General features: G+C 58.0%; 21 protein-coding genes. 13 read left to right on the top strand and 8 right to left on the bottom strand.

Annotation, left to right across the window (positions count from 1 at the left end; translation table 11 throughout):
• Window positions 1–4: 4 nt before the first annotated feature.
• Window positions 5–916 (bottom strand): pirin family protein, encoded by a 912-nt coding sequence (locus ACR0IK_RS05360; protein ID WP_480589546.1) that lies wholly within the window; start codon window positions 914–916, stop codon window positions 5–7.
• Window positions 917–1,072: 156 nt separating this feature from the next.
• Between ACR0IK_RS05360 and ACR0IK_RS05355 the strand changes: the two genes are divergently transcribed.
• The gene (locus ACR0IK_RS05355; protein WP_480589547.1) at window positions 1,073–1,597 is read left to right on the top strand and encodes a hypothetical protein; all 525 of its coding nucleotides are present in this window, start codon (window positions 1,073–1,075) and stop codon (window positions 1,595–1,597) included.
• On the opposite strand, the gene ACR0IK_RS05350 is transcribed toward ACR0IK_RS05355, so the two are convergent.
• From ACR0IK_RS05350 to ACR0IK_RS05340, 3 genes are read right to left on the bottom strand one after another with little or no spacing between them, the layout of a single operon-like run.
• Window positions 1,515–2,144, bottom strand: coding sequence for a TadE/TadG family type IV pilus assembly protein (locus tag ACR0IK_RS05350; protein WP_480589548.1), 630 nt, complete (start codon window positions 2,142–2,144; stop codon window positions 1,515–1,517). The genes ACR0IK_RS05355 and ACR0IK_RS05350 overlap by 83 nt on opposite strands.
• A gap of 1 nt (window position 2,145) precedes the next feature.
• Window positions 2,146–2,676 (bottom strand): TadE/TadG family type IV pilus assembly protein, encoded by a 531-nt coding sequence (locus ACR0IK_RS05345; RefSeq protein ID WP_480640700.1) that lies wholly within the window; start codon window positions 2,674–2,676, stop codon window positions 2,146–2,148.
• A complete protein-coding gene (locus ACR0IK_RS05340) occupies window positions 2,673–4,403 on the bottom strand; it encodes a Tad domain-containing protein (protein WP_480640699.1) in 1,731 nt (576 codons plus the stop codon). The genes ACR0IK_RS05345 and ACR0IK_RS05340 overlap by 4 nt, the downstream gene beginning before the upstream one ends.
• Before the next feature lie 326 nt (window positions 4,404–4,729).
• Here ACR0IK_RS05340 and ACR0IK_RS05335 point away from each other — a divergent pair, with 326 nt between their 5' ends.
• The 4 genes from ACR0IK_RS05335 to rpoD all read left to right on the top strand — a co-directional run bounded on the left by ACR0IK_RS05335 (window position 4,730) and on the right by rpoD (window position 10,737).
• A complete protein-coding gene (locus ACR0IK_RS05335) occupies window positions 4,730–6,160 on the top strand; it encodes a Glu/Leu/Phe/Val family dehydrogenase (RefSeq protein ID WP_480589551.1) in 1,431 nt (476 codons plus the stop codon).
• A gap of 147 nt (window positions 6,161–6,307) precedes the next feature.
• Entirely contained in the window at window positions 6,308–6,604 is a 297-nt protein-coding gene (locus tag ACR0IK_RS05330) for a hypothetical protein (protein ID WP_480589552.1), read from the top strand.
• A gap of 80 nt (window positions 6,605–6,684) precedes the next feature.
• Complete coding sequence (dnaG, locus tag ACR0IK_RS05325; RefSeq protein ID WP_480640698.1) at window positions 6,685–8,634, top strand: DNA primase; 1,950 nt, start codon at window positions 6,685–6,687, stop codon at window positions 8,632–8,634.
• 114 nt (window positions 8,635–8,748) lie between these two features.
• The gene (rpoD, locus tag ACR0IK_RS05320; RefSeq protein WP_480589554.1) at window positions 8,749–10,737 is read left to right on the top strand and encodes an RNA polymerase sigma factor RpoD; all 1,989 of its coding nucleotides are present in this window, start codon (window positions 8,749–8,751) and stop codon (window positions 10,735–10,737) included.
• 185 nt (window positions 10,738–10,922) lie between these two features.
• Here the strand turns inward: rpoD and ACR0IK_RS05315 are convergent, their stop codons facing one another.
• Window positions 10,923–11,942 (bottom strand): helix-turn-helix domain-containing protein, encoded by a 1,020-nt coding sequence (locus ACR0IK_RS05315; protein WP_480640697.1) that lies wholly within the window; start codon window positions 11,940–11,942, stop codon window positions 10,923–10,925.
• 323 nt (window positions 11,943–12,265) lie between these two features.
• Between ACR0IK_RS05315 and ACR0IK_RS05310 the strand changes: the two genes are divergently transcribed.
• The 6 genes from ACR0IK_RS05310 (at window position 12,266) to ribD (ending at window position 15,853) form a co-directional block, all read left to right on the top strand.
• The gene (locus ACR0IK_RS05310) at window positions 12,266–12,703 is read left to right on the top strand and encodes a thiol-disulfide oxidoreductase DCC family protein (protein WP_480640789.1); all 438 of its coding nucleotides are present in this window, start codon (window positions 12,266–12,268) and stop codon (window positions 12,701–12,703) included.
• Window positions 12,704–13,252 (top strand): DUF4166 domain-containing protein, encoded by a 549-nt coding sequence (locus ACR0IK_RS05305; protein WP_480640696.1) that lies wholly within the window; start codon window positions 12,704–12,706, stop codon window positions 13,250–13,252. It abuts the gene before it with no gap.
• A gap of 78 nt (window positions 13,253–13,330) precedes the next feature.
• Window positions 13,331–13,732 (top strand): hypothetical protein, encoded by a 402-nt coding sequence (locus ACR0IK_RS05300; protein ID WP_480640695.1) that lies wholly within the window; start codon window positions 13,331–13,333, stop codon window positions 13,730–13,732.
• Window positions 13,733–13,750: 18 nt separating this feature from the next.
• Window positions 13,751–14,164, top strand: coding sequence for a secondary thiamine-phosphate synthase enzyme YjbQ (locus tag ACR0IK_RS05295; protein ID WP_480640788.1), 414 nt, complete (start codon window positions 13,751–13,753; stop codon window positions 14,162–14,164).
• A 121-nt stretch (window positions 14,165–14,285) separates the two neighbouring features.
• A complete protein-coding gene (gene nrdR, locus ACR0IK_RS05290; protein ID WP_170324479.1) occupies window positions 14,286–14,756 on the top strand; it encodes a transcriptional regulator NrdR in 471 nt (156 codons plus the stop codon).
• A complete protein-coding gene (gene ribD, locus ACR0IK_RS05285; protein ID WP_480640693.1) occupies window positions 14,753–15,853 on the top strand; it encodes a bifunctional diaminohydroxyphosphoribosylaminopyrimidine deaminase/5-amino-6-(5-phosphoribosylamino)uracil reductase RibD in 1,101 nt (366 codons plus the stop codon). The genes nrdR and ribD overlap by 4 nt, the downstream gene beginning before the upstream one ends.
• Here the strand turns inward: ribD and ACR0IK_RS05280 are convergent.
• From ACR0IK_RS05280 to ACR0IK_RS05270, 3 genes are all read right to left on the bottom strand, one after another.
• A complete protein-coding gene (locus ACR0IK_RS05280; RefSeq protein ID WP_480640692.1) occupies window positions 15,850–17,850 on the bottom strand; it encodes a capsular polysaccharide biosynthesis protein in 2,001 nt (666 codons plus the stop codon). The genes ribD and ACR0IK_RS05280 overlap by 4 nt on opposite strands.
• The gene (locus tag ACR0IK_RS05275; protein ID WP_480589561.1) at window positions 17,850–18,947 is read right to left on the bottom strand and encodes a polysaccharide biosynthesis/export family protein; all 1,098 of its coding nucleotides are present in this window, start codon (window positions 18,945–18,947) and stop codon (window positions 17,850–17,852) included. The genes ACR0IK_RS05280 and ACR0IK_RS05275 overlap by 1 nt, the downstream gene beginning before the upstream one ends.
• 124 nt (window positions 18,948–19,071) lie before the next feature.
• Window positions 19,072–20,370 carry a capsule biosynthesis protein gene (locus ACR0IK_RS05270; protein ID WP_480640691.1) on the bottom strand — a complete coding sequence of 433 codons (1,299 nt, stop codon included), beginning with the start codon at window positions 20,368–20,370 and terminating at the stop codon, window positions 19,072–19,074.
• Between the two features lie 137 nt (window positions 20,371–20,507).
• Between ACR0IK_RS05270 and ACR0IK_RS05265 the strand changes: the two genes are divergently transcribed.
• Complete coding sequence (locus tag ACR0IK_RS05265) at window positions 20,508–21,095, top strand: riboflavin synthase (protein WP_480640690.1); 588 nt, start codon at window positions 20,508–20,510, stop codon at window positions 21,093–21,095.
• Between the two features lie 110 nt (window positions 21,096–21,205).
• Window positions 21,206–22,327 (top strand): 3,4-dihydroxy-2-butanone-4-phosphate synthase, encoded by a 1,122-nt coding sequence (ribB, locus tag ACR0IK_RS05260; protein WP_480589564.1) that lies wholly within the window; start codon window positions 21,206–21,208, stop codon window positions 22,325–22,327.

The following is a 22,327-nucleotide window of genomic DNA, read 5'->3' as shown; positions in this document are numbered from 1 at the left end:
CGGCCTAATGCGCAGGGCGAATGAAAGTGCCGTTGCGAAGGTCTCGAAAGGCTTGCTCCAACTCCGTCCGCGTATTCATGACGATTGGGCCGTGCCAGGCGACCGGCTCGTCAATCGGCGCGCCCGAGATTAGCAGGAACCGGACACCTTCAGGCCCGGCCTGAACAGTGATTTCATCCCCGGTACCAAACCGGACCAGCGTCCGGTCACCGGACATGTCGCGGATATTGACCTCTTGTCCGGCGACTTCTTTTTCCAGCAGGATGCCAGTAGGTTGCGAGGCGTCGGCAAAGGCAGCACTACCTTCGAACACATAGGCAAAGGCGCGGCGGTAGGTATCGATTTTGAGCGTCTTTTTAACCCCTGCCGGGACATGGACATCCAGGTATTGCGGATCGGCGGCGATCCCGTCGACCGGGCCGGTCTTACCCCAGAACTTACCCACGATCACACGCACCTTGGTGCCATCATCATCGGTGATTTCCGGGATGTCTTTGCTTTTGACGTCCTGATAACGCGGCGCGGACATTTTTTTCGCCGAGGGCAGATTACCCCACAGCTGAAAGCCGTGCATCTGGCCTAACGGATTCCCAGCCGGCATCTCCTGATGCAGAATCCCGGAACCGGCGGTCATCCATTGAACGTCTCCAGCGCCAAGTGTGCCGCTGTTGCCCAGCGAGTCCGAGTGTTCAACCGAACCGGTCAGAACATAGGTGATCGTCTCGATCCCGCGATGGGGATGCCAAGGAAACCCGGCCTGATAATCCTGTGGACGCTCGTTTCGGAAATCATCGAACAGCAGAAACGGGTCAAGCTCGGACGGGTCCTGAAAACCGAACGCGCGGTGCAGTTTGACGCCTGCACCTTCCAATGCGGCGATGGCTTTCCGGGTTTCCAGAACGGGTCTAAGGGACATGATGGCCTCCTTCAGTTGTGGTCACCATGTATTTTCGACTGGGACAGCGTCAATCGGCAGAAAAGAACGGGGAATGTGCGAAAATCGGCAGTAGCAGCCCCCCTGTTTTTTTCCACCAGAAGTCGGTAAACCCACGGGGTAACAACAGGGGTTCACATGCAGCAAGACATTCTGGCCACTATTAGGCCTTCACCCGCCAGACGTTGGCTCGGCGTCGGGATGCTGAGCATCGTCGGCGCTTTGGTTTTGTCTGTAGCACTGGTGCAACCGCCCGAGCCCCTGTGGCTGGTCTTTCTGCTTGCGGTTGGCGGCGCGGCGTTCTGGCTGGCGTATCGCATGTGGCACGCGACGAACGACTGGATCGAGTTGACGTCTTCCGAACTCCGAACCGGGGCAGGGCACCTCATCGCCAAAGTAGAGGATATCGAGGCCGTCGATCGGGGGGTATTCGCATTCAAACCTTCGAACGGGTTTCTGCTGAAAACACGCGTTAGTGGGGAAAATAGCTGGGCGCCCGGGCTATGGTGGCGTGTCGGGCGCCGGGTGGGCGTCGGCGGAATGACCGCCGCCGCCGAAACCAAATTCATGACGGATGTGCTTAGCTCGTTGTTGCTACAGGCACATCCAGGTCATTTTGCTGACAACCCTGCACGGAAACGTTCCCAGGGATCAGATCGGTGAAACGCGGGCGCGTGAAGACAAAGTTTTCGAACTTGCGCTTTCCGTTCAGCCAACCGTTCAACAATGGCGGTTTGAACACAGGATCATAGTCGTTCGTGGTTTCGACGATGATCAGTGTGTCCAGGTCAGACATCGGTGGAAGCCTGTCGCGAATTAGGTGAATGTTGTCATTTCGCCACTCGAATCCAAAACCGCAATCTGATGACCAGTCGACATAATGGCGATCGTCTTCCTCTTTAAACATTATGAAAGTCATGCGCATTTTCAACGGTGCCTGGTTACCAACCATTTGGCGCAGCATGACATACATCGACGACACATACGGGTCCGTGATGGTATTGGTCTCACGCGAAACTAGGTCGCCCACTGTGTAAGAAGCTTTGAGGTTAGCAGTGCTCTGGCGGAAAGCGTCATATAGCGAAAAGGTTACCGTGACGGTCCAAACAAGCATAGGGAACAAAACAATAGCTTCTAAGGACAGAGTGCCATCCTCGCGACGTACAAAGTCGCGGATAAATCGCTGTATGCGTGCAAATATAAGCGTCATATCAAGGCTCCTGAACAAAGGCTGTCGTCGCCGTCAGCGTAACCAGGCCATCATCAGTCGTTAGCGCTCGCCCAAAGGTGGTTGTGGCGAGAATCGGATTAACCTTTGCGCAGGCACGTAGAACCATCAGCTCGTTCGATCCGCCATTTGAGAATTCTCGTACAGGTTTGGCCGGTTCCGCCCTGTCAACACAATCCACTGTCGGGTCGATATTGATGCCGGCGTAGGGGTCCTGAACCACCATCTCCAACCGCAAATTGGCAGAGCAGTTGTTGATAATGCTGGATCTGCTGCAGATCGCATCTTTGATCGAGTCATGCGTAGGCCCTGAGCCGGTTCCAAGGCGAATGTCGCGCACCACTAGATCTACCGATCGTTCCAACATCGATTGCTGGATCGAGACCATCGCGTACTCAATGGCCCCCAGGATGAAGAACATGTACAGGGGGAAAAGGATAACGAATTCAACGGTTAATGACCCGTCTTCAGCCTGCTTGAAACGAACTATTTTTCGTAGTGCTTTTCGTATCATTGCGTCAGCCTCAGGCGCTTGATCGACGAAGCGATGGACTCGAATGCTTGCTCAAGCGTCAGGTCTTCTTCCCCAAGGTTACCGTTTGAGTTGACCTCGTAGACGAAAGCAGGACCACTGGCGCAATTTTGGATCGTAGCGAGACCGGTTGACGGTGCTTCGAAGGCGATGCCGTAGATTTTGACTTTTTTGCTTTCTTTTATCTTTGAGCAGATAGAGGCTGTGCGGGTATTTTTTGTGCCTGAGTAAATGTTGCTGTACGCATTTGCGTACCAGTCGTTATAGTGGTTGGGGTCCCACTCATAATTGTTTACAGCATTCCAATAAAGCGACGCTTGGTTGAACAATTCTGGATAGGTCAGCCGTGTCGCTGTACCTGGTTCGTCCTCCAAGTCACCATAGCGGTGATCGTTGCCGTCCAGTTCCTGTCGTGTCCAGTAGTATTCTTGCGGGCTCTCCGACGAGAGGACGCTGTATTCGTCACCAGTGACGGTTCTGGTTTCCCATCTCCCACGCCTTCTATTGTAGTACTCCTCCGTCCACTCAGTGGCGGGGTTGTACCAGACATCTGACAGTCCATCACGCAGGTCTGATCTTAGTACTGCTTGGGAAGTATTCTGACCATCGGTCATAACGATGATGATTTTCTGAACATCTGCATCGTAGTCCATGGGGCGATTGTCGAACGTTTTAGGTACAACAGTTTTTGCATCCAATTCAGTCGAAGTAGGATCCACTTTCTGTCGGGTTAATTGTTGGATGATGGGCCGAATTTCAGGGTCAACCAATGCGGCGCCCCATTTCATACCGATTTCAATGGACGTGTTTCCCGATGCAGTAAGAGCGTCAATCTGATCATTCAGGTCCGAAATAACATTGGTGACCGGGGTGATGTCACTTCCGGCCCTTGTTGGACAAACCGTCATGAGGTTGCTTCCTGATCGACCAGTGAAGGGGTCGAAATGAGCCGCTCTGATCAAGCTGGTCGAGGGGCTCAAGCCTTTTTCCGAATACTGGGCTGTGGTGAAGTTCACGCAATGCGAATAGCTATGTTCAGATGTTGCATTCACGAATTTCCCCAGGATGTTTTCCCCGGCGTTCACCTGTGTTGCATAAGGAATAATCGAAATTGATATCTTGTCCGGGTTTTCCTTTGCGTACATTGCCGCAACGAATTTCTTGGCCGCTTCACGCAGAACCTGGATTTTTGTTTTACCCGCCTCAGCAGACGGGTCACCCATTGAGCCCGACATATCCAGAACCAGCGAAATCTCGATCGACCCAACGGACTCTTCCGCTGTGCTGCTTACCACAGAATGCAACTTGGGAATGCCAGCAAGGTACATAAATGCAGTGTGGACGGTCACTTCAGCGTCTGCCGTCACACGTCTTGAGCCGATACCAGCGACAACTTCGGGTTCTTTCGTCAGCTTGCCCCGCACTCCGGACTTCTCAAAGTATTCTTTAACAACATCCGCTGGGGGAAGCTCCTGATCAAGGTCAGCGGCAGCGAGAACCGCGCGGTCCAGCGTGGCCTGAAGATTTGCCCGGTCGCGCTCGAAGTGCATCATGTCGACGCCCATGCCCGTCAAACAGATGATTATTAGAAAGCCCGACACTACAAGTATTGTGAACACGCCACCATCTTCGTCCCGGGCGAAACAACGAGCCGAAGTGATGAAGCTCTTAATTTTCTTAGAGCCGCTTCTGAAAACGCGCATTACCATATTGATGACCTCGCTGAGCAGACATCCAAACTGCCAAGGAAATATTAACTTTCAAAAATTAACGCCGAATCGTGGCGGGATTTAGGCGAAAAAGCCGCTGTCTTGACCGGTTTGCTGGAAAAAGCGGGATAATTTGAGGGTGTTAGGCGCTTCTGTTGTCGTATAGGCGACAATTTCAAATGGGTGTTCATGGTCGGGCGACTCAGGGGCTTCGAAAAAATATCTTCGGGTTTCGTCGGTTTTATTTTCGCTTAAATATTGATCGTTTACGTATTGGGTGCGACAAAACGTCAGAACGTAAGTCGTTCGCTGGCACGGAGGATTAAATGACGGCCATCAAAGAACCCAGCTTTCGCGAGAGTGTGGACCTCATGTTCAACAGGGCGGCGTCCCTGATGGACTTGCCTCCAGGGCTAGAGGAAAAGATCCGGGTCTGTAACGCCACTTACACAGTGCGGTTCGGTGTACGACTGCGGGGCGAAATTCACACCTTCACAGGCTATCGCTCGGTTCATTCCGAACATATGGAGCCGGTCAAGGGCGGTATTCGCTACGCCTTGGCGGTGAACCAGGACGAGGTCGAGGCGCTGGCGGCGCTGATGACCTATAAATGCGCGCTGGTCGAAACGCCGTTTGGCGGCTCGAAAGGTGGCCTGCGCATCGATCCCCGCCAATATGAAGAGCATGAGTTGGAGCAGATCACCCGGCGCTTTGCCTATGAACTGGCCAAGCGCGATCTGATCAACCCTTCTCAGAACGTGCCCGCGCCGGATATGGGGACAGGTGAGCGTGAGATGGCCTGGATGGCCGACCAATATGCCCGCATGAACACCACCGACATCAATGCGCGCGCCAGTGTGACCGGCAAGCCGTTGAATGCCGGGGGTATCTCGGGGCGGGTCGAGGCGACCGGACGGGGCATTCAATACGCTCTGCGCGAATTCTTCCGCCACCCCGAGGATGTGCAGAAGGCGGGCCTGTCGGGCAAGCTGGATGGCAAGCGTATTGTCGTGCAGGGGTTGGGCAACGTGGGATACCACGCGGCGAAGTTCCTGAGCGAGGAGGACGGCTCGCGCATTGTGGGTATCATCGAATGGGATGGCGCGTTGTATAACCCCGACGGGATTGACGTGGAATCCGTTCGGCAGTGGATTGTGAAGCATGGCGGGGTCAGCAACTACCCGGATGCGACACATTCGGCCGAGGGGGCCGATGTTCTTGAAGCGGAATGCGATATCCTCGTCCCGGCTGCGCTTGAGGGGGTGATCAACCTGTCCAACGCCGAGCGGATCAAGGCGCCTCTGATCATCGAGGCGGCGAATGGTCCAGTAACGGCAGGCGCGGATGAAATCCTGCGCAAAAAAGGTACGGTGATCATTCCGGATATGTATGCAAACGCGGGCGGTGTGACGGTTTCCTATTTTGAGTGGGTCAAGAACCTCAGCCATATTCGTTTTGGCCGGATGCAGCGCCGTCAGGAAGAGGCGCGGCATGAGTTGATCGTCAGTGAGTTGGAGCGGTTGGACCGTTATCTGGGTGACGCGTGGTCGATGTCTCCAAACTTCAAGGCCAAGTACCTTCGCGGCGCAGATGAGCTGGAACTGGTGCGTTCAGGTCTGGATGACACCATGCGCATTGCCTACCAGTCTATGCGCGAGGTGTGGCACAGTCGCGACGATGTCGAGGATCTGCGGACGGCGGCCTATATCGTGGCCATTGACCGCGTCGCGAAAAGCTATCGCGCCAAGGGTTTGTAACTTTCGGCGTTGGCGGCGGTCGGGTTGCGGCCCGGTCGCCCCTGTTGCCGCTCTGCTCCTAACGACCGCGCGCGGTGAAAAGGGTGATAGCGGGCGATACTTCTGCCGGGTAAGCTGCCGCGAAAGAAACGATTCCGGGAGACCCCCATGTTGCGTATCGCCGTTGCGGCCCTGTTGCTGGCCACACCTCTGGCAGCTCAGGAAACCAAAGAACAAAGCTGCCAGTATCAGGCCGATGTCGTTGCGGCGATTCAGAAAGCACGCCTGGACAGGGTAAAAGAGCGCGACGTGCCACAGGCGGTGGCCGACACAGGCCCGACATGGCCTGAAAGCTACAATAACGCCATTCCGCTGATCACGCCTTGGGTTTACGAGCAAAAGATGCGGGATGTCCGCAAAAAGGATCTGGGTGCGGCGTGGCTGGAGTTGTGCCTGCAGCAATAATCCACAGGCCCGTCATTTCCCTGTGGACAACCGCGCGTCATCCCCTTGGCGCGGGTTATCATTTCTGGCAGGTTTGACGAATGTCTTTGCCCCCCGGATTTCTGGATGAACTGCGCACCCGGCTGAGCTTGTCTCAGGTTGTCGGGCGCAAAGTCATGTGGGACCAGCGCAAGTCCAATCAAGGCAAGGGCGACATGTGGGCCCCGTGCCCGTTTCACCACGAAAAGACTGCATCCTTCCATGTCGATGACCAAAAGGGGTTCTATTACTGCTTCGGCTGCCACGCCAAAGGGGACGCGATCAGCTTTGTGAAAGAGACCGAAAACGTCTCGTTCATCGAAGCTGTTGAAATTCTGGCGCGTGAGGCCGGTATGCCGATGCCCGCGCGCGACCCCAAGGCGCAGGAAAAGCAGGATCGCCGTGCGCAGTTGGCCGAGGTGATGGAGCGGGCGGCGCAGTTCTTCCGTCTGCAGCTCAAGACCGGGGCAGGGGGCGCCGCGCGCGACTACCTGACCCGTCGGGGTCTGGACGTTCAGGCGTTGGAGCGGTGGGAGATCGGATTTGCTCCGGACGGCTGGCAGGCGTTGTGGGATCATCTGCGGGGCAAGAATGTCGCCGAGGACCTGATCCTCGGGGCTGGTTTGGCCAAGCCGTCAAACAAGGGCAAGAATCCCTATGACACCTTCCGCAATCGGATCATGTTCCCGATCCGCGACCCGCGCGGGCGGTGTATTGCCTTTGGCGGCCGGGCGATGGACCCAAGTGACAACGCCAAGTATCTGAATTCGCCCGAAACCGAGTTGTTCGACAAGGGTCGCAGTCTTTACAACCACGGCCCCGCACGTCAGGCGTCGGGGAAGGGGCAACCGCTGATCGTTGCCGAGGGGTATATGGACGTGATTGCTCTGGCCGAGGCCGGGTTCGGCGCTTCGGTTGCGCCCTTGGGCACGGCGATCACGGAACATCAACTGCAACTGCTCTGGCGCATCTCGGACGAGCCGATCATCGCGCTGGACGGCGACACCGCCGGTTTGCGGGCTGCGATGCGGGCGGTTGATCTGGCGCTGCCTCTGCTCGAGGCTGGGAAATCTCTGCGCTTTGCCCTGATGCCCGAAGGTAAGGATCCGGATGACCTGCTGCGGGCCGAAGGGGCCGGGGCGGTTCAGGCTGTGCTGGATGGGGCCATCCCCATGGTCAAACTGTTGTGGCAGCGCGAAACCGAAGGCAAAGTGTTCGACAGTCCGGAACGTAAGGCAGCATTGGACAAGGTGCTACGCGACAAAATCAAACTGATCCGCGATCCCTCGATCCGGTCGCATTATGGGCAAGAGATCAAGGACCTGCGCTGGCGGCTTTTCCGTCCGCAGCGGCAGCCGCAGAACCGCCAGTGGCAGCCACGCGGCAAGTGGCAACCGCAGAAACAGCCAGCAACACCCGGTGCGCGATCCTCTTTCCTGGCCTCATCCGAGGGGGCGGAAATCCAGCTGCGTGAAGCGGCCATACTGGCCATCGCAGCGCTGAACCCACGGGTCGTCGTGCAATTCGAGCACCAGCTGGAAGAGATGGAGTGCCGCGACCCCGACCACGCGGTTCTGCGCCATGCCATTCTGCGTCACGCGATTGATGATCCGGATCATCTGCAGGACCACATTGCCGAAACTTTGGGGGCCGAAGCCCTTGAAAACCTGCTGGCCCTTCGCCATGTCGCAGTAATCCCCTGTGTGTACAAACCAGGCGACGTTGAAAAGGCCGAGATGACACTGGCTGAGGAACTCGCAAAGATCAAAGCGCTCCGGGGGTTGGATGCTGAGATTGCCGAAGCTGCAGAGGAACTGTCCGATCTGGCTGATGAGGCGCTGACATATCGGCTGGCGCAGGCCGCCGAAGAGCGCAACCGCACGAGCCGCAGCCAGAACGAGGACAGGGCCGTTTTCGACATCGCCGACAACGGCGCAAGAATCAACCGCGACGAGAAAGACGCGTTCAAGGCAATCATGTCCGGGATCAATTTCGAACGGAAACGCCGCTAAACTGGTGTTTTCGTAAGGCACTGGAAAAGAAAAACAGGTAAACGGGTGGCCGAATCACTTCTACGCGCTAATGATTCGGTGCAAACGAATCACCCATCCCTGCAGGAGCATTGAATGGCCGCCAAAGACACGACCGAAGATCGCAAGTCCGACGAGCAGGAACAGGAAATCTCGCTGGACATGAGCCAGGCCCAGGTCAAGAAGATGATCGCTGAGGCCCGCGAGAAAGGCTACATCACCTACGACCAGCTCAACCAGGTGCTGCCGCCGGATCAGGTCAGCTCGGAACAGATCGAAGACGTTATGTCGATGCTGTCCGAAATGGGCATCAACATCATCGAAGATGAAGAGGCCGAAGAGGAAGAGAATAAAGGCTCGACCGAACTGACCACCACTGATAGCAACCGCGAGGTTGCGCTGGCCGGAGCCGCAACCGAGAAACTGGATCGCACTGATGACCCGGTTCGCATGTACCTGCGCGAGATGGGTTCGGTTGAACTGCTGAGCCGCGAAGGCGAGATCGCCATCGCCAAGCGGATCGAAGCCGGTCGCAACACCATGATTGCCGGCCTGTGCGAAAGCCCTCTGACGTTCCAGGCGATCACGATCTGGCATGACGAATTGCTGTCTGAAGACATTCTGCTGCGCGACGTCATCGATCTGGAGGCCACATTCGGCAACCAGATGGACGAAGACGGCGGTGTCGAGGAACCTGTCGTTGACACTTCGGCTGTTCAGACTGCCAAACCAGCCAAAGACACAGGGCCGGAACTCGACGCTGATGGTAATCCGATTGCCAATGACGATGACGATGACGACGACGATCAGGCCAACATGTCGCTTGCCGCGATGGAAGCGGCCCTGAAGGATCAGGTGCTGACCACGCTGGAGCGCATCTCGACCGACTTCTCGATGCTGTCGGAGATGCAGGACAGCCGGATATCTGCCACGCTGAACGAGGACGGATCATTCAGCGAAAAGGATGAAGACACCTATCAGAAGCTGCGCGCCGAGATTGTCGAGCTGGTAAACGGGTTGCACCTGCACAACAACCGGATCGAAGCGCTGATTGACCAGCTTTATGGCATCAACCGCCGGATCATGTCGCTGGACAGCTCGATGGTGAAACTGGCCGATCAGGCTCGTATCAACCGTCGTGAGTTCATTGACGCTTATCGCGGTCGCGAACTGGACCCGAACTGGCTGGCCGAGATGGCAGAAAAGCCTGGTCGCGGTTGGCAGATGTTCATCGAACGCTCGACCGCGAAGGTCGAGGAACTGCGCAACGATATGGCTCAGGTCGGTCAGTATGTCGGTCTCGACATCCCCGAATTCCGCCGCATCGTGCAGCAGGTTCAGAAGGGCGAGAAAGAGGCGCGGCAGGCCAAGAAGGAAATGGTCGAAGCCAACCTGCGCCTGGTGATTTCGATTGCCAAAAAGTACACGAACCGCGGCCTGCAATTCCTTGATCTTATTCAGGAAGGCAACATCGGCCTGATGAAAGCGGTGGACAAGTTCGAATACCGCCGCGGTTATAAATTCTCGACATATGCGACGTGGTGGATCCGTCAGGCGATCACGCGCTCGATTGCGGATCAGGCGCGCACGATTCGTATTCCGGTCCACATGATCGAGACGATCAACAAGCTGGTCAGGACCGGCCGTCAGATGTTGCATGAGATCGGCCGCGAGCCGACGCCGGAAGAACTGGCCGAAAAGCTGCAGATGCCGCTTGAGAAGGTTCGCAAGGTGATGAAAATCGCTAAAGAGCCGATCAGCCTTGAAACGCCAATTGGCGACGAGGAAGACAGCCAACTGGGCGATTTCATCGAGGACAAGAATGCTGTGCTGCCGTTGGACAGCGCCATTCAGGAGAACCTCAAGGAAACGACCACACGGGTTCTCGCCTCGCTTACTCCGCGTGAGGAACGAGTTCTGCGGATGCGCTTTGGCATCGGCATGAACACCGACCATACGCTGGAAGAGGTAGGCCAGCAGTTCAGTGTGACTCGTGAGCGTATTCGCCAGATCGAGGCAAAAGCGCTGCGCAAGCTCAAACACCCCAGCCGGTCGCGAAAGTTGCGATCTTTCCTGGATCAGTAAAGTCAAAGGCGCCTCAGACGAGGCGCCTTTTTTCTGGCAGCTGAAACCTTCACATTGGCCGGTTCAGCGATCAATTTGGCGGCAACTCGCAAGTCCCACCCCATATGCACCTTTATATCTTTGGCGTCCACTCATGGGACAGGCCGGGGCGAGGTGGCGACGCCGATGACCCCCGGCCACCCGGCTCAGGGGATTTCCGGAGGATCCAAACGGCTGCGGAACGTGCTGGGTGCCCGCCCGGTCCAGCGTTTGAAGGCAGTCGAAAATGCTGGTTGATCTGAATAGCCCAGGGAAAAGGCGATCTCTGACAGGGGCATTCCGTTAGTGATGAAAGTCTGAGCCAAATCGCAGCGCAAGTCATCGACGATATCGCGATAGCTGACGCCCTCATCCTTGAGCCGCCGGGCAAAGGTGCGCGGACTCATTCCCAGGCTGGCGGCGGCTTCGTCGGCATTAATGACCGTACCGGGCATCGACCGGGTGATCAGCCCTTCGACCTGCGCGCGTAGTTTTTGCTTGGGCGAGCGCCGCTCGGTCAGAACGCGTTCTCCGTATTCCAGAAGATGCGCCCGCAGGTTCGGGTCATAAGTCGGAACAGGCATATCCAGAGCCGAGGGCGCAACGACGATCTCAAGCCGTTCCGAGCCAAATACAACAGGGCACCCGGCAAGTTTCTGAAAACTCTTCTGGTTTCCGCCAATCTCGTGCTGAAATCTGATTTCTATGGGAAAGAAATTCGTTTGCGTCAGGGCTCGCATCCGGGCCAAACCGCTGAACATCAGGAACTCGGTTCTGCGATGGTAGCGGGCAAAGCTGGCGTCTTTCCAATCGGCTTCGATGGTGGCGAAGTTACCGGCAAGCCGCAGGCTAAACATCAGCGCGGGGTCAATGATCCTGTGAAACCGGGACGTATTCTCCATGACCTGCCGCAGGTCCCGTGAGTATTTGCTGATATAGGCGGTGAGGCTTGAGGCGGATTTGAACTGCAACCCGGCCTGAGCCGCAAATGTGATGTCCCCCAACGCGTCGCAGGCATAACGCACGAACAGAGCCTCTTGATGCGCGGTATAGGTGGTGGCTGGAGGCGAGATGGTTTCCCGCGTCAGATTACATTTTTTTAGGATGTGGTCAGACACTTCAGTGCCGTTCGTTCGTTGATCAAGCGCTCGGGTCAGCAACTGGATGCGGGCGATATCAACTTCCATGGCCTTTCCCACCGTATTTTTAATGTGCTTTTACGCCAAAGTGACAGGATGCGCAGATCCTGTCCTAAGCAAATGTCTGTTGTCTGGAATTCGAATGGTTTTGGCGTAAGAACACAAGACCCAAGGTCAGCAATACACTATTTTTCGCCCGTTGTCGGGTAAGCGCCTTGCCGGGGATGGGGGCAGAGCCCTGGAAGCCTCACCAGTCCGGTGGCTCCCCGGCACGTTCCAACTTTGTGATTATCTGGACGTCCTCTTGTCGCATTGCCGGGTCAAGCCCGGGGTGAAAGGGTTGAAGTCAAGATTTAGCGGACCCGAAAGATATACCTATCCTTGTTTCTGCAGACTTCAAGGGCATTCAGGATGCCATTGTATTTGATGGGGAATGTGTCCTGTGTTCGGGGTTCTTTCACTTTATGCTGGTGCGGGACAAAACGCAGCGCTTTAAGTTTGCGACGGCACAATCCCCTCTAGGGCAACGGCTGTACCGCGATTTTGGTTTGCCAACGCGGGATTTCGAAACCAATCTGGTCATTGTGAATGGCAGAGTGCATCAGCGCCTTGATGCTTTTGCCGCTGCAATGAAAAGCTTGCCGGGGTGTTGGCCAACTCTGTCTCTGTGCAGGTTCCTGCCAGGATGGGTCAAAGACCCGCTCTACCACTTGATTGCCCGCAACAGATACAAGATCTTTGGCCGCACGCAGGCCTGCTTGATCCCGGATCCCGCACTGCGGGCCAGGTTTTTGCCTGAGGGGTTCTGAGTGCGACCCGACCCCTTTTTGCAGGCCCTGCCTTTGGGGGCTGACGTGCCTAGGGCTGTTCGGCGCTTGCACGAAGCTCCGGGGATCTATGCTGGACGGTGCAGTGTTGTCGAGGGCAGGGGGTGGCTGATCGCTCTGGCCTTGCGTCTTGGGCGTTTCCCCCGGGGCGCCGAAGATATTCCGGTGCAGATCAGGATCGACCGTGATGGGCAGGAATGGCGATGGGTGCGGGATTTTGACGGTCACACCACGCGGTCTCGGCTGACTTTTGATCACGGTGCCGAATGTGTTCGTGAGCAACTGAGTTGGTTGTCCATTTGGCTGATGCCCGAGATTTCTGACGGACGTCTGCTGATCCACATACGGCGCCTCAGTGTCTTGGGGCTGCGCTGCCCCGCTTTCCTGCTACCGCGATCTTCCACCGTGGAATGGCAGGACGAAACAGGGCTTTTTTGTTTTGACGTGTCGGCTGATATGCCCGTGCTGGGACTGCTGATCCGGTATCGCGGCTGGCTGGCACCCGTTCACGACCCGCAGAACTTGGGCTGAATTCATCGTGAAGCGGCTTTGTCTGGTTTTAAAGTAAACTAGGTCAATACTTACCTCGAAACAGGAAAGAGTATGGTTATGAAAAAGGTTATGACTTACGTGGCGCTTGCCGCGATTGTATTGGGCTCTTCGGCATCGGCCTCGTTCGCCCGATTTGGGTATCAGACCGTTGCTTTGAACCAAACAGAATTTGAAGTGATTCCAAGAGGGCGTACAGATGTGGACGGGTATTGGTGTGCAGCATCCGACTTTGCGCGAAGAACGCTGGGGGCGAGCTGGCAGCAGCGTATCTACGTCAAGCGTGGTTACGGCCCTAGTGAGGCGACGGGTCGCAGAACGGCCGTGCAGTTCTCGCTCTCGGCGCCAGAAGGGGTGCCGCAGCAAAGCAGTGGTGTTTTCTCGGCAGGGTTTCAGCCGGGTTTCAGCATGTCCGTTTCAGCCGCCAATGGTCGGTGCAACATCCGCCCCTTCTTCGACTGATACATGGCTGCTCGCCTGATGCAGACCGAATTCACAATCTCAACGCACGGTTCGGGGCTTTATGAATTCACCTCGGATGTGCGTCACTGGATGAAACCGGCCGGAGGTGATGGCGTGCTGACACTATTCGTGCGGCACACCTCCTGCTCGCTGGTTATTCAGGAAAACGCGGACCCCGAAGTGCAGACGGACTTGCGCGCCTTTTTTGATCGACTTGTGCCGCCGTCGGATCACCCGGCGATGGCGTATCTGCGGCACACCTATGAAGGCCCGGATGATATGCCTGCTCATATCAAGGCCGCGCTTTTACCTGTGTCGCTGTCGATCCCCGTTGTGTCCGGACAGCCGGTTCTGGGTACGTGGCAAGGTGTCTACCTGTTCGAGCACCGCACCGCGCCACATCACCGAAAGATTGCGGCGCATTTCGCATAGATTCACGATATAGCGGTGAAAAATTCCGACTACCCAAATCCTAGCGGCTACCCTATAGTTGTGGATAAGTAAGCGGCATAGCTTACAAAAAGAGGCCGAACCAGGGACGAGGAGACGGCGGATGCGCTGCCCGTTTTGCGGAAATATCGACACTCAGGTCAAAGATTCACGCCCGGCAGAGGATCACGTCGCGATCCGCAGACGCCGGTTTTGTCCCGCATGTGGGGGGCGCTTTACCACGTATGAACGCGTACAGCTGCGCGATCTGGTGGTGATCAAAACCAATGGAAAACGCGAAGACTTCGACCGGGACAAGCTGGAACGCTCGATCCGGATTTCGATGCAGAAACGCCCGATTGAACCAGATCGGATCGACCAGATGATTTCCGGCATCGTCCGCCGTCTGGAAAGCATGGGCGAGACCGACATCCCCTCCAGCAAGATCGGTGAGATCGTCATGGAAGCTCTGGCGCGGATCGACACCGTGGCCTATGTTCGCTTTGCGAGTGTGTACAAGAATTTCCAGGCGGCCGATGATTTCGAGGAGTTTGTCCACGAACTGCGCCCGCCGCAGCCTTCGACGGACGAGTGAGCGAAACTGATAAGCGATACATGGCGCTGGCCTTGTCTTTGGGTCAGCGCGGTCAGGGCACGTGTTGGCCCAACCCGGCCGTGGGCTGCGTGGTTGTGCGTGACGGCCGGATTATCGGGCGCGGCTGGACCCAGCCCGGAGGTCGTCCGCATGGCGAAACTCAGGCGCTGGCGCAGGCCGGCGAGGCTGCGCGCGGGGCAACGGCCTATGTCTCGCTGGAGCCCTGTTCCCATCACGGTCAGACCCCCCCTTGCGCCGAGGCGCTGATCAAGGCCGGCGTGTCGCGCGTGGTTTCGGCGATTGAGGACAGCGATCCGCGTGTGGCCGGGCAGGGCTTTGCCATGCTGCGCGAGGCCGGGATCGAGGTCACTACCGGCGTTCTGGCCGAGCAGGCTGCGCGGGACCATGCGGGGTTCTTTCTGAAGACAGAACAGGGGCGGCCATTCGTAACGCTCAAGTTGGCCAGCAGTTTCGACGGGCGGATTGCAACCTCCAGCGGTTACAGCAAATGGATCACCGGGCCAAAAGCGCGTCGCGCGGTCCACGCCATGCGCGCGCGGCATGATGCGGTGATGGTGGGGGCAGGAACGGCGCGGGCGGATGACCCATCGCTGACGGTCCGCGATCTGGGGATCGAAGTGCAGCCGGTGCGGGTTGTCGTCTCACGCCATCTGGACATCCCGCTAATGGGGCAACTGGCCCGTACAGCGTCGCAAATACCGGTCTGGCTCTGCCATGGCCCGTCCCCGGACCCCGAGCGCGCCCGCGCGTGGGAAGGGCTGGGCGCACGTCTGATCCCTTGTGCATTGGAAGAGCATCACATTGATGCCGCCGACCTGCTGCAGCAGTTGGGGCAGGCCGGGCTGACGCGCGTCTTTTGTGAAGGTGGATCGGCGCTTGCTGCGTCCTTGCTGGCCGATGATCTTGTGGATGAACTGGTAGGATTCAGTGCGGGTCTGACAATCGGGGCCGAGGGTCTGTCTGCCATCGGATCGTTGGGCTTGGAAACACTGGACGCGGCCCCGAGGTTTGAGTTGATCGAAGCCCGAGCCGTCGGGCCGGACGTTCTGCATCGTTGGGCGCGGTCGCTGCGCTAGCGGCTGCGCCACAGATGCGCGTGCGTGGCAAGTGCGCCCTGCAATTTTGAAAGCAGACGGAGGGGCCGGCCCCCTTGGCGCTCAAACCCTTCGGTCAGGTGTTTCACCGCAACCTCGACGGGGCACGGTTGCCCGGTGACCGGGTCCAAATAGCGCGGATAGTCGATCAGGGCCGCGTGCACCAATCCCAGCATCGACGGTCGCCCCCCCCGCCGCACCGGGACCGTTCCCAGATCTTGCGTCAGACCCCAGCCAGCATAGAAAGGCGCGCCAAGCGTGGTAACGCGAACTCCGCGCAACAGGGCCTCGAACCCAAGCAGAGAGGTCATGGTCCAGACCTCCTGTACCTGCGGCAGCAAGGCCGCAGGATCGGTGTTGCTGGCGATCACGTCGGCAAGGCTTTCGTCTTCGATCTCTCCTTCGCGCAGCCCGGCTTCGACATCGGGGTGCGGCTTGTAGATCAGGATCGCATTCGGGTTCGCCTCGCGCGTTGCACGCAGCAGGTCAGTGTTGGTGCGCACCGTGGTGGTGCCCAACAGGATCGAGGCATCGTCGTGAACCTGTCCCGGCACCAGAATGCGGTGTCCTAGGGGCAGGTCGGGGACCGCGCCTCCGGTATTGTATTTGCTGAGCTGGCCCGCAAGTATGTGCGCCACAAGACGCTCGGCCCGCAGCTCCTGATCCGGGCGCAGGGTTTCGCGCATGGCAATCAGTTCTTCCAGCCTGCTGGGATGTGTCGGGTCGTAGTAGATGCCCAGATCATCAGTCGCCAGCGACAGGGGCGGCACCAGACTGGCGCCCAGCCCACGTGATCGCAGAAACCCGTCTTCGATCCGGGTCGCGTCTTCGGCGCCACGGGCGTGGCTGGCCCAGACCATATGCGGGCGGCCAAGTACTTCTGGCGGTTCAGACGTGAATCGGATTTTCTTCTCACGCCCGAACATCTGTTGCAGGTGCTTACGCTTCCACATGCGCATTCCCGACGCGGTCCAGCCCTTGTGATCCTGCCGCCATGCGCGCGTTTGCGCCTCGAGCGTGTCCAGAACGGTCTCCAGTTCGCAAAGCTGGTCCCCGAATGGGTCGTGCCAAGTGGGATAGAGGATCATTGCTGCCGCAAACAACTGCGCCCGGGTCAGATTGCGCTGGCGACGTGGAAAGTGCACCTCGTCCTGTGTCAGGCCCCACCCGGCATAGAACGGCTGGCCAAAGACACGCGGTTTGTGCCCGGCCAAAATCGCCTCGAACCCAAATTGCGACGACAGGGTGTAAACGCCCGTTGCGCCTTCCAGCAGGGTCCAGGGGCTGATGGGCGTATCTATGAACGAGACCCTGTCGGACAGGTCCTGATCCGAGAAATATCCATTTCGGTATCCGGCAACGGTTTCCGGATGTGTTTTAATCAGAATGTGGGCGCCGGGGTTTTCCTCTTGCGCCATGACCAGCATCTCGCGGAACCGCGCGTGGTCGCCGTTGCTGGCAATCACCGAGGCATCGTCATGGGCCTGATCGACCACCAGAACATAGCCGGGATCCGGTGGCCGCAAGGTGGGGTCGACGGCCGAATACTTGCTCAGGTGCAATTCGCGCACCCGGTCAATGCCATTTCTGGCACGGTTCAATAATGCAGTGTCGTCCAGCGGGTGGGTGATCAATAACGTTTCAAGATCGGAAGGCTGTGCCGGATCAAAATGTACCCCGGACCGGTCGAGCAGAAGACCCATCGGAGGCTCGCCGGCTCGCCCCGGATGCAGCGAACGTAGAAATGCGTCCTCGACCCGCAGGATGGGCGACCCGTGCCGGGCCGCAATAGTCAGACCGCGATGGGCCGTCGGGCTGATGCCCCAAACGCCAACAACATCCCCGTCGCCGGGAAAGCCCAGACGAATGTCATAGCCGGAGAGGTTCAGAATACGCCGGACGCGGCGTCGGGTCAGGAAACCACCGTTATAGACATACAGCCGGGTACGCTGAGCCCCGGCTGTCGCTTCGGGTAGCATCAGCCGCCCGTCAGAGTGGTGACATTTGCAAGCGGTGTCAGGCCACCCGCGATCAGTGAAATCGACTTGCTCCACTGTGCATAAGGCGCTTCGGTGACATAGATCGTGTCATCGTCCCGAATGACGAAATCGCGGGCGATGAACAACCCGTTGGGCGCGGTGAGGTTCAGCAGGTAGATCATGCGCTGATCTCCCCGCAAATCTTGGCGCCCCATGACCGAACGGGCAATGTCTTGCCGTTCGTTGCGCAAAACGAAGATGCCAGTCGGGTCAGAGGACAGCGATTGCAACCCGCCCACCTGTGCCAGGGCTTCAAGAGCGGAAAGGTCTTGTGTGTCAAAGGCCACGCGGGATTGGCCCGTTGCGCCCAGCGCGATGTAGGATCTGCTGTCCGCTTCAACCAGAATGCGGTCACCGCCGCGCAACGCTACGTCCAGTCTGGGGTTGCGGAAAAGGTCGTCATACCAGACGGTGCCGCGGTCATTTCCACGGATCAGGGTCACAAGCGCGATGTCCGATCCAACAGCGACGCCGCCGGCCTGCGACAGCATTCCAAGCAAGGTTCTGCTGGGCCGTTCGATCGGATACACACCGGGCGCACCGATTTCTCCGGTCAGCGAGACGGTCGATCCGTTGCCTGCGGTGCGGCGCACTTCGACTTGTGGGTCGGGTGTCTGATCCTGCAGTTTGCTGGTGATCAGCTGGCGCAGTTGCTCGGGCGTGTTGCCGGCGGCGCGAATTCGTCCGGCATAGGGCACAAAGATGAAACCGTCGCTGTCCACCTGTACCTGCTCAAGCGCAGTGGCTGCGCTGAGTTCGCCGGACAGCAGACCATCATCGACGTTTTCCCAGATCGTCAGTCCCAGAATGTCGCCAGCGCGCACCGTGTCCGCAGTCAGGTTCGGAGCACTGCTGAAGGCGGCTGAGAACCCGTATTTGGGGATAGCGGACGTTGCCTGTGCAACCCGGTCATCGACCTCGACCACGAAGGCATTACCGCCATTCGCCGTCGAACCCGACAGAATCTCGGATTTGTTGGGGCCCGCTTTAGGAAGTTGGCACGCGGCCAACAGGCCAATTGCGGCCACAAGGGACATCCCCCGTATCCATCGGATTGGAAAACGCTGCACTGCCGGTTATCCTCAGTCGTCTTTGTGTGGTCTTTTGTTTGGCGCAGGCTATCCGGTTCGCACGATAACTTCTAGCGCCAACCAGTTTAATTCACTCAACCAGTTTCAACTGTGGCGCCAGCGCCTCTTTGTGGGTCAGGACCGATTGATAGGGGTCCTTGGTATCCAGCATCATGTCCGCCACGCCCCGAAGAAGTTGCCGCCGACCTCTGTGCGAATAGAATCCACCGGGCAGTTGGCTGGTTTTCAGCAAGAACCGGCGATAGCTTTGATAGGCCCCCCGGTCCGGGGGCATCGGATCAGCGAAGAACGCGGCCAGAGGCTGGCGCGACACGAATTCGGGCTTGTCGTAAACCGACCTGCCGAAAATGCGCAGCGGGATGCCGCGCCACAGAACCTGCTGCCCGGCGGTCGAGTTGATTGTGACGGCCGAGTTGGCCCCATCCAGCAGTTTCGCGAGTTTTCCTCCGGGCACGTAATGCACACGATCTGCGATACCATGCACCTTTGCCAACTGACGCACGCGGCGGTGTAGGGGTTCGCGATGGTTTTCCAGCGGATGCTCCTTAACCACCAGCCGGTGATGCACGGGGGCGCCATCTGCGAAGCCCCGGAACACGTCCTCTAGGAAATCGGACATGCAGGAATAATCCGAATGCGCCTGAACCGAACTGTCATGTCCCAGCTGCAACAAAACCAGATGGTAGGGATGACCGTTGCCCAACACTCGCGCTGTAGCCCAACGGCGTTGAATTCGATGAAACGGCATCAGGGCCAGACGTTTGAAATACAGCCTGAATTCCTTTGAGACGGGAAGGTCCCTGTGCCGCCTAAAGCTGCGGTAGCTCTGGTTCAGGAACAGCACGAACCAATGATACAGCGCACCGTAGAAAATATGCTGCCGCATATCCCCCCAATGCGACGGTGGTGGTGGTACCTGCAAAACTGACTGATCCAGAGCGCGCCGCATCTGACCGACGTCCAGTGACATCAGGCGCGAGTTGCCGTTCGAGCCGTGCCGCTCGTAGGTTATCCACCAAGGGCGCAAGTAACCTTCTTCGAAGACATGGACAGTGACGCCCTTGGCCCGCGCAACCTTCACCGCACTGGCATGAACTGGACGCGTGTCGCCATAAAGGACGATATCCGTGATGCTCCGTTCGTCGATCAGATCCGACAACCTGTCCGGCCATAGCTCGGGCGTGTCGCGAAAAGGGATGTAAGATGACTTGTCAAACCAGAAGACCTGATCGCCGGCATTGAAGCCGACGCGCCAGACGTCAGCCCCGGTGGATCGCAGCATCCTGCCAAGCCCACTGAAAAACGGACCATGCGGCCCCTGTAGAAACAGGAAGGCACGGCGTTTCGGGGCTGTTGCGGGGGATGACATTAATACTGCTCTGGCCGTTTGTTGATGAAATTATGCCTGTTTCGGGTTTTCGCGGCAAGGTGGGGCTTGCTCGTAAGGCTGGTTGGGCTTACCTCGGCGGGGAACATTGGACCAGGTCAGGAATAAGGGTTAGCGGAATGTTTACAGGGATCGTCACCGATATCGGCACCGTCACCGAGTTGGATCAACAGGGCGATCTGCGGGCCCGGATCAAGACGGATTATGATACGGCGGGCATCGATATCGGCGCTTCAATTGCCAGCGATGGTGTCTGCCTGACCGTGATCGCGCTGGGCGATGACTGGTACGACGTCCAGATCAGCGCCGAGACAGTTTCGAAGACCAATCTGGACAGTTGGCAGGTCGGCAAACGTGTTAATCTGGAGCGTGCCCTGAAGGTTGGTGACGAATTGGGCGGGCATATCGTGTCAGGGCACGTAGATGGCGTGGCTGAAGTAGTCGCCGTTCAGGACGAAGGCGACAGCACTCGTGTCACCCTGCGCGCGCCCAAGGAACTGGCCCGGTTCATCGCACCCAAGGGATCGGTTGCGCTGAACGGAACCTCGCTGACTGTCAACGATGTGGATAGATGCGACTTCGGGATCAACTTTATCCCGCATACCAAAGAGGTCACCACCTGGGGTGATGTCTCGGTCGGCGACAAAGTAAATCTCGAGATCGACACGCTGGCCCGCTACGTCGCGCGTCTGGCCGAGATGTCCTGAAGCACCAGAGCAACGTCGCGTCCTGACCGGGCCTTGCCGTCTGCGGGCTGGCCTTTGGGCGCGTCGTGGTCTATCCACCCGTTCAAACATGCTCTGCGAAAGGCTGCCTCATGAGCTTTGAAACCCCCGGACCCGTCGAAGCGCAACTGCGCGACGCGATCAGCCCGATCGAAGAGATTATTGAAGAGGCGCGCAAAGGCCGGATGTATATTCTGGTTGACCATGAAGATCGTGAGAATGAAGGCGATCTGGTAATCCCCGCTGAATTTGCGGATGCCGAGGCGATCAACTTCATGGCAACCCACGGGCGCGGGCTGATTTGCCTGCCTATGACTGCCGAGCGGATAGAGGCGCTGGGCCTGCCGATGATGGCGGTGAACAACTCCTCCCGCCATGAGACTGCATTCACCGTGTCGATCGAAGCGCGCGAGGGCGTGTCGACCGGTATCTCTGCTGCCGACCGGGCCCTGACCGTAGCGACAGCGATCAACGAACAGAACACGATGGCGCGTATCGCCACTCCCGGCCATGTCTTTCCCTTACGCGCAAAGCGGGGCGGGGTGCTGGTACGCGCGGGCCATACCGAGGCTGCCGTGGATATCTCGCGCTTGGCTGGGCTGAACCCATCCGGCGTGATCTGTGAGATCATGAAGCCAGATGGTACCATGGCGCGACTGCCTGATCTGGTGGAATTCGCCAAAGAACACGACATGAAGATCGGTACGATCAGTGATTTGATCACCTACCGCTCGCGCAACGACAACTTGGTGGTTGAGACGTCTCGTGAAACCGTCACCTCGGAGTACGGTGGCGAGTGGGAAATGCGTCTGTTCACCGACCAGACCCACGGCATCGAGCACGTCGTGATGATCAAGGGCGATATCACTACGCCCGAGCCGGTCCTGACCCGTACCCACGCCCTGCACGAAGCGCCGGACATTCTGGGCCTTGGTCCCAAGTCGTCACGCGAACTGCCGCGCGCGATGGAAAAGATCGCTGAAGAGGGCCGCGGTATCGTTTGCCTTTTCCGCCAGCCGCGCAACTCGCTGTACGCGGCCGAGGACGAAGGCCCCCGTACCATCAAACAAACCGGCCTTGGCGCACAGATCCTGTCCAAGATGGGCATTCAGGAACTGGTGCTGCTGACCGACTCTCCGGAAACCGTATATCTGGGGCTCGACGCGTTTGGCCTGTCCATCGTCGGTACCCGCTCCATTCTCAAGGATGACTGA

The organism is Ruegeria sp. BF7 (assembly GCF_056538605.1).
This window is presented reverse-complemented; position numbering and strand designations above follow the sequence as displayed.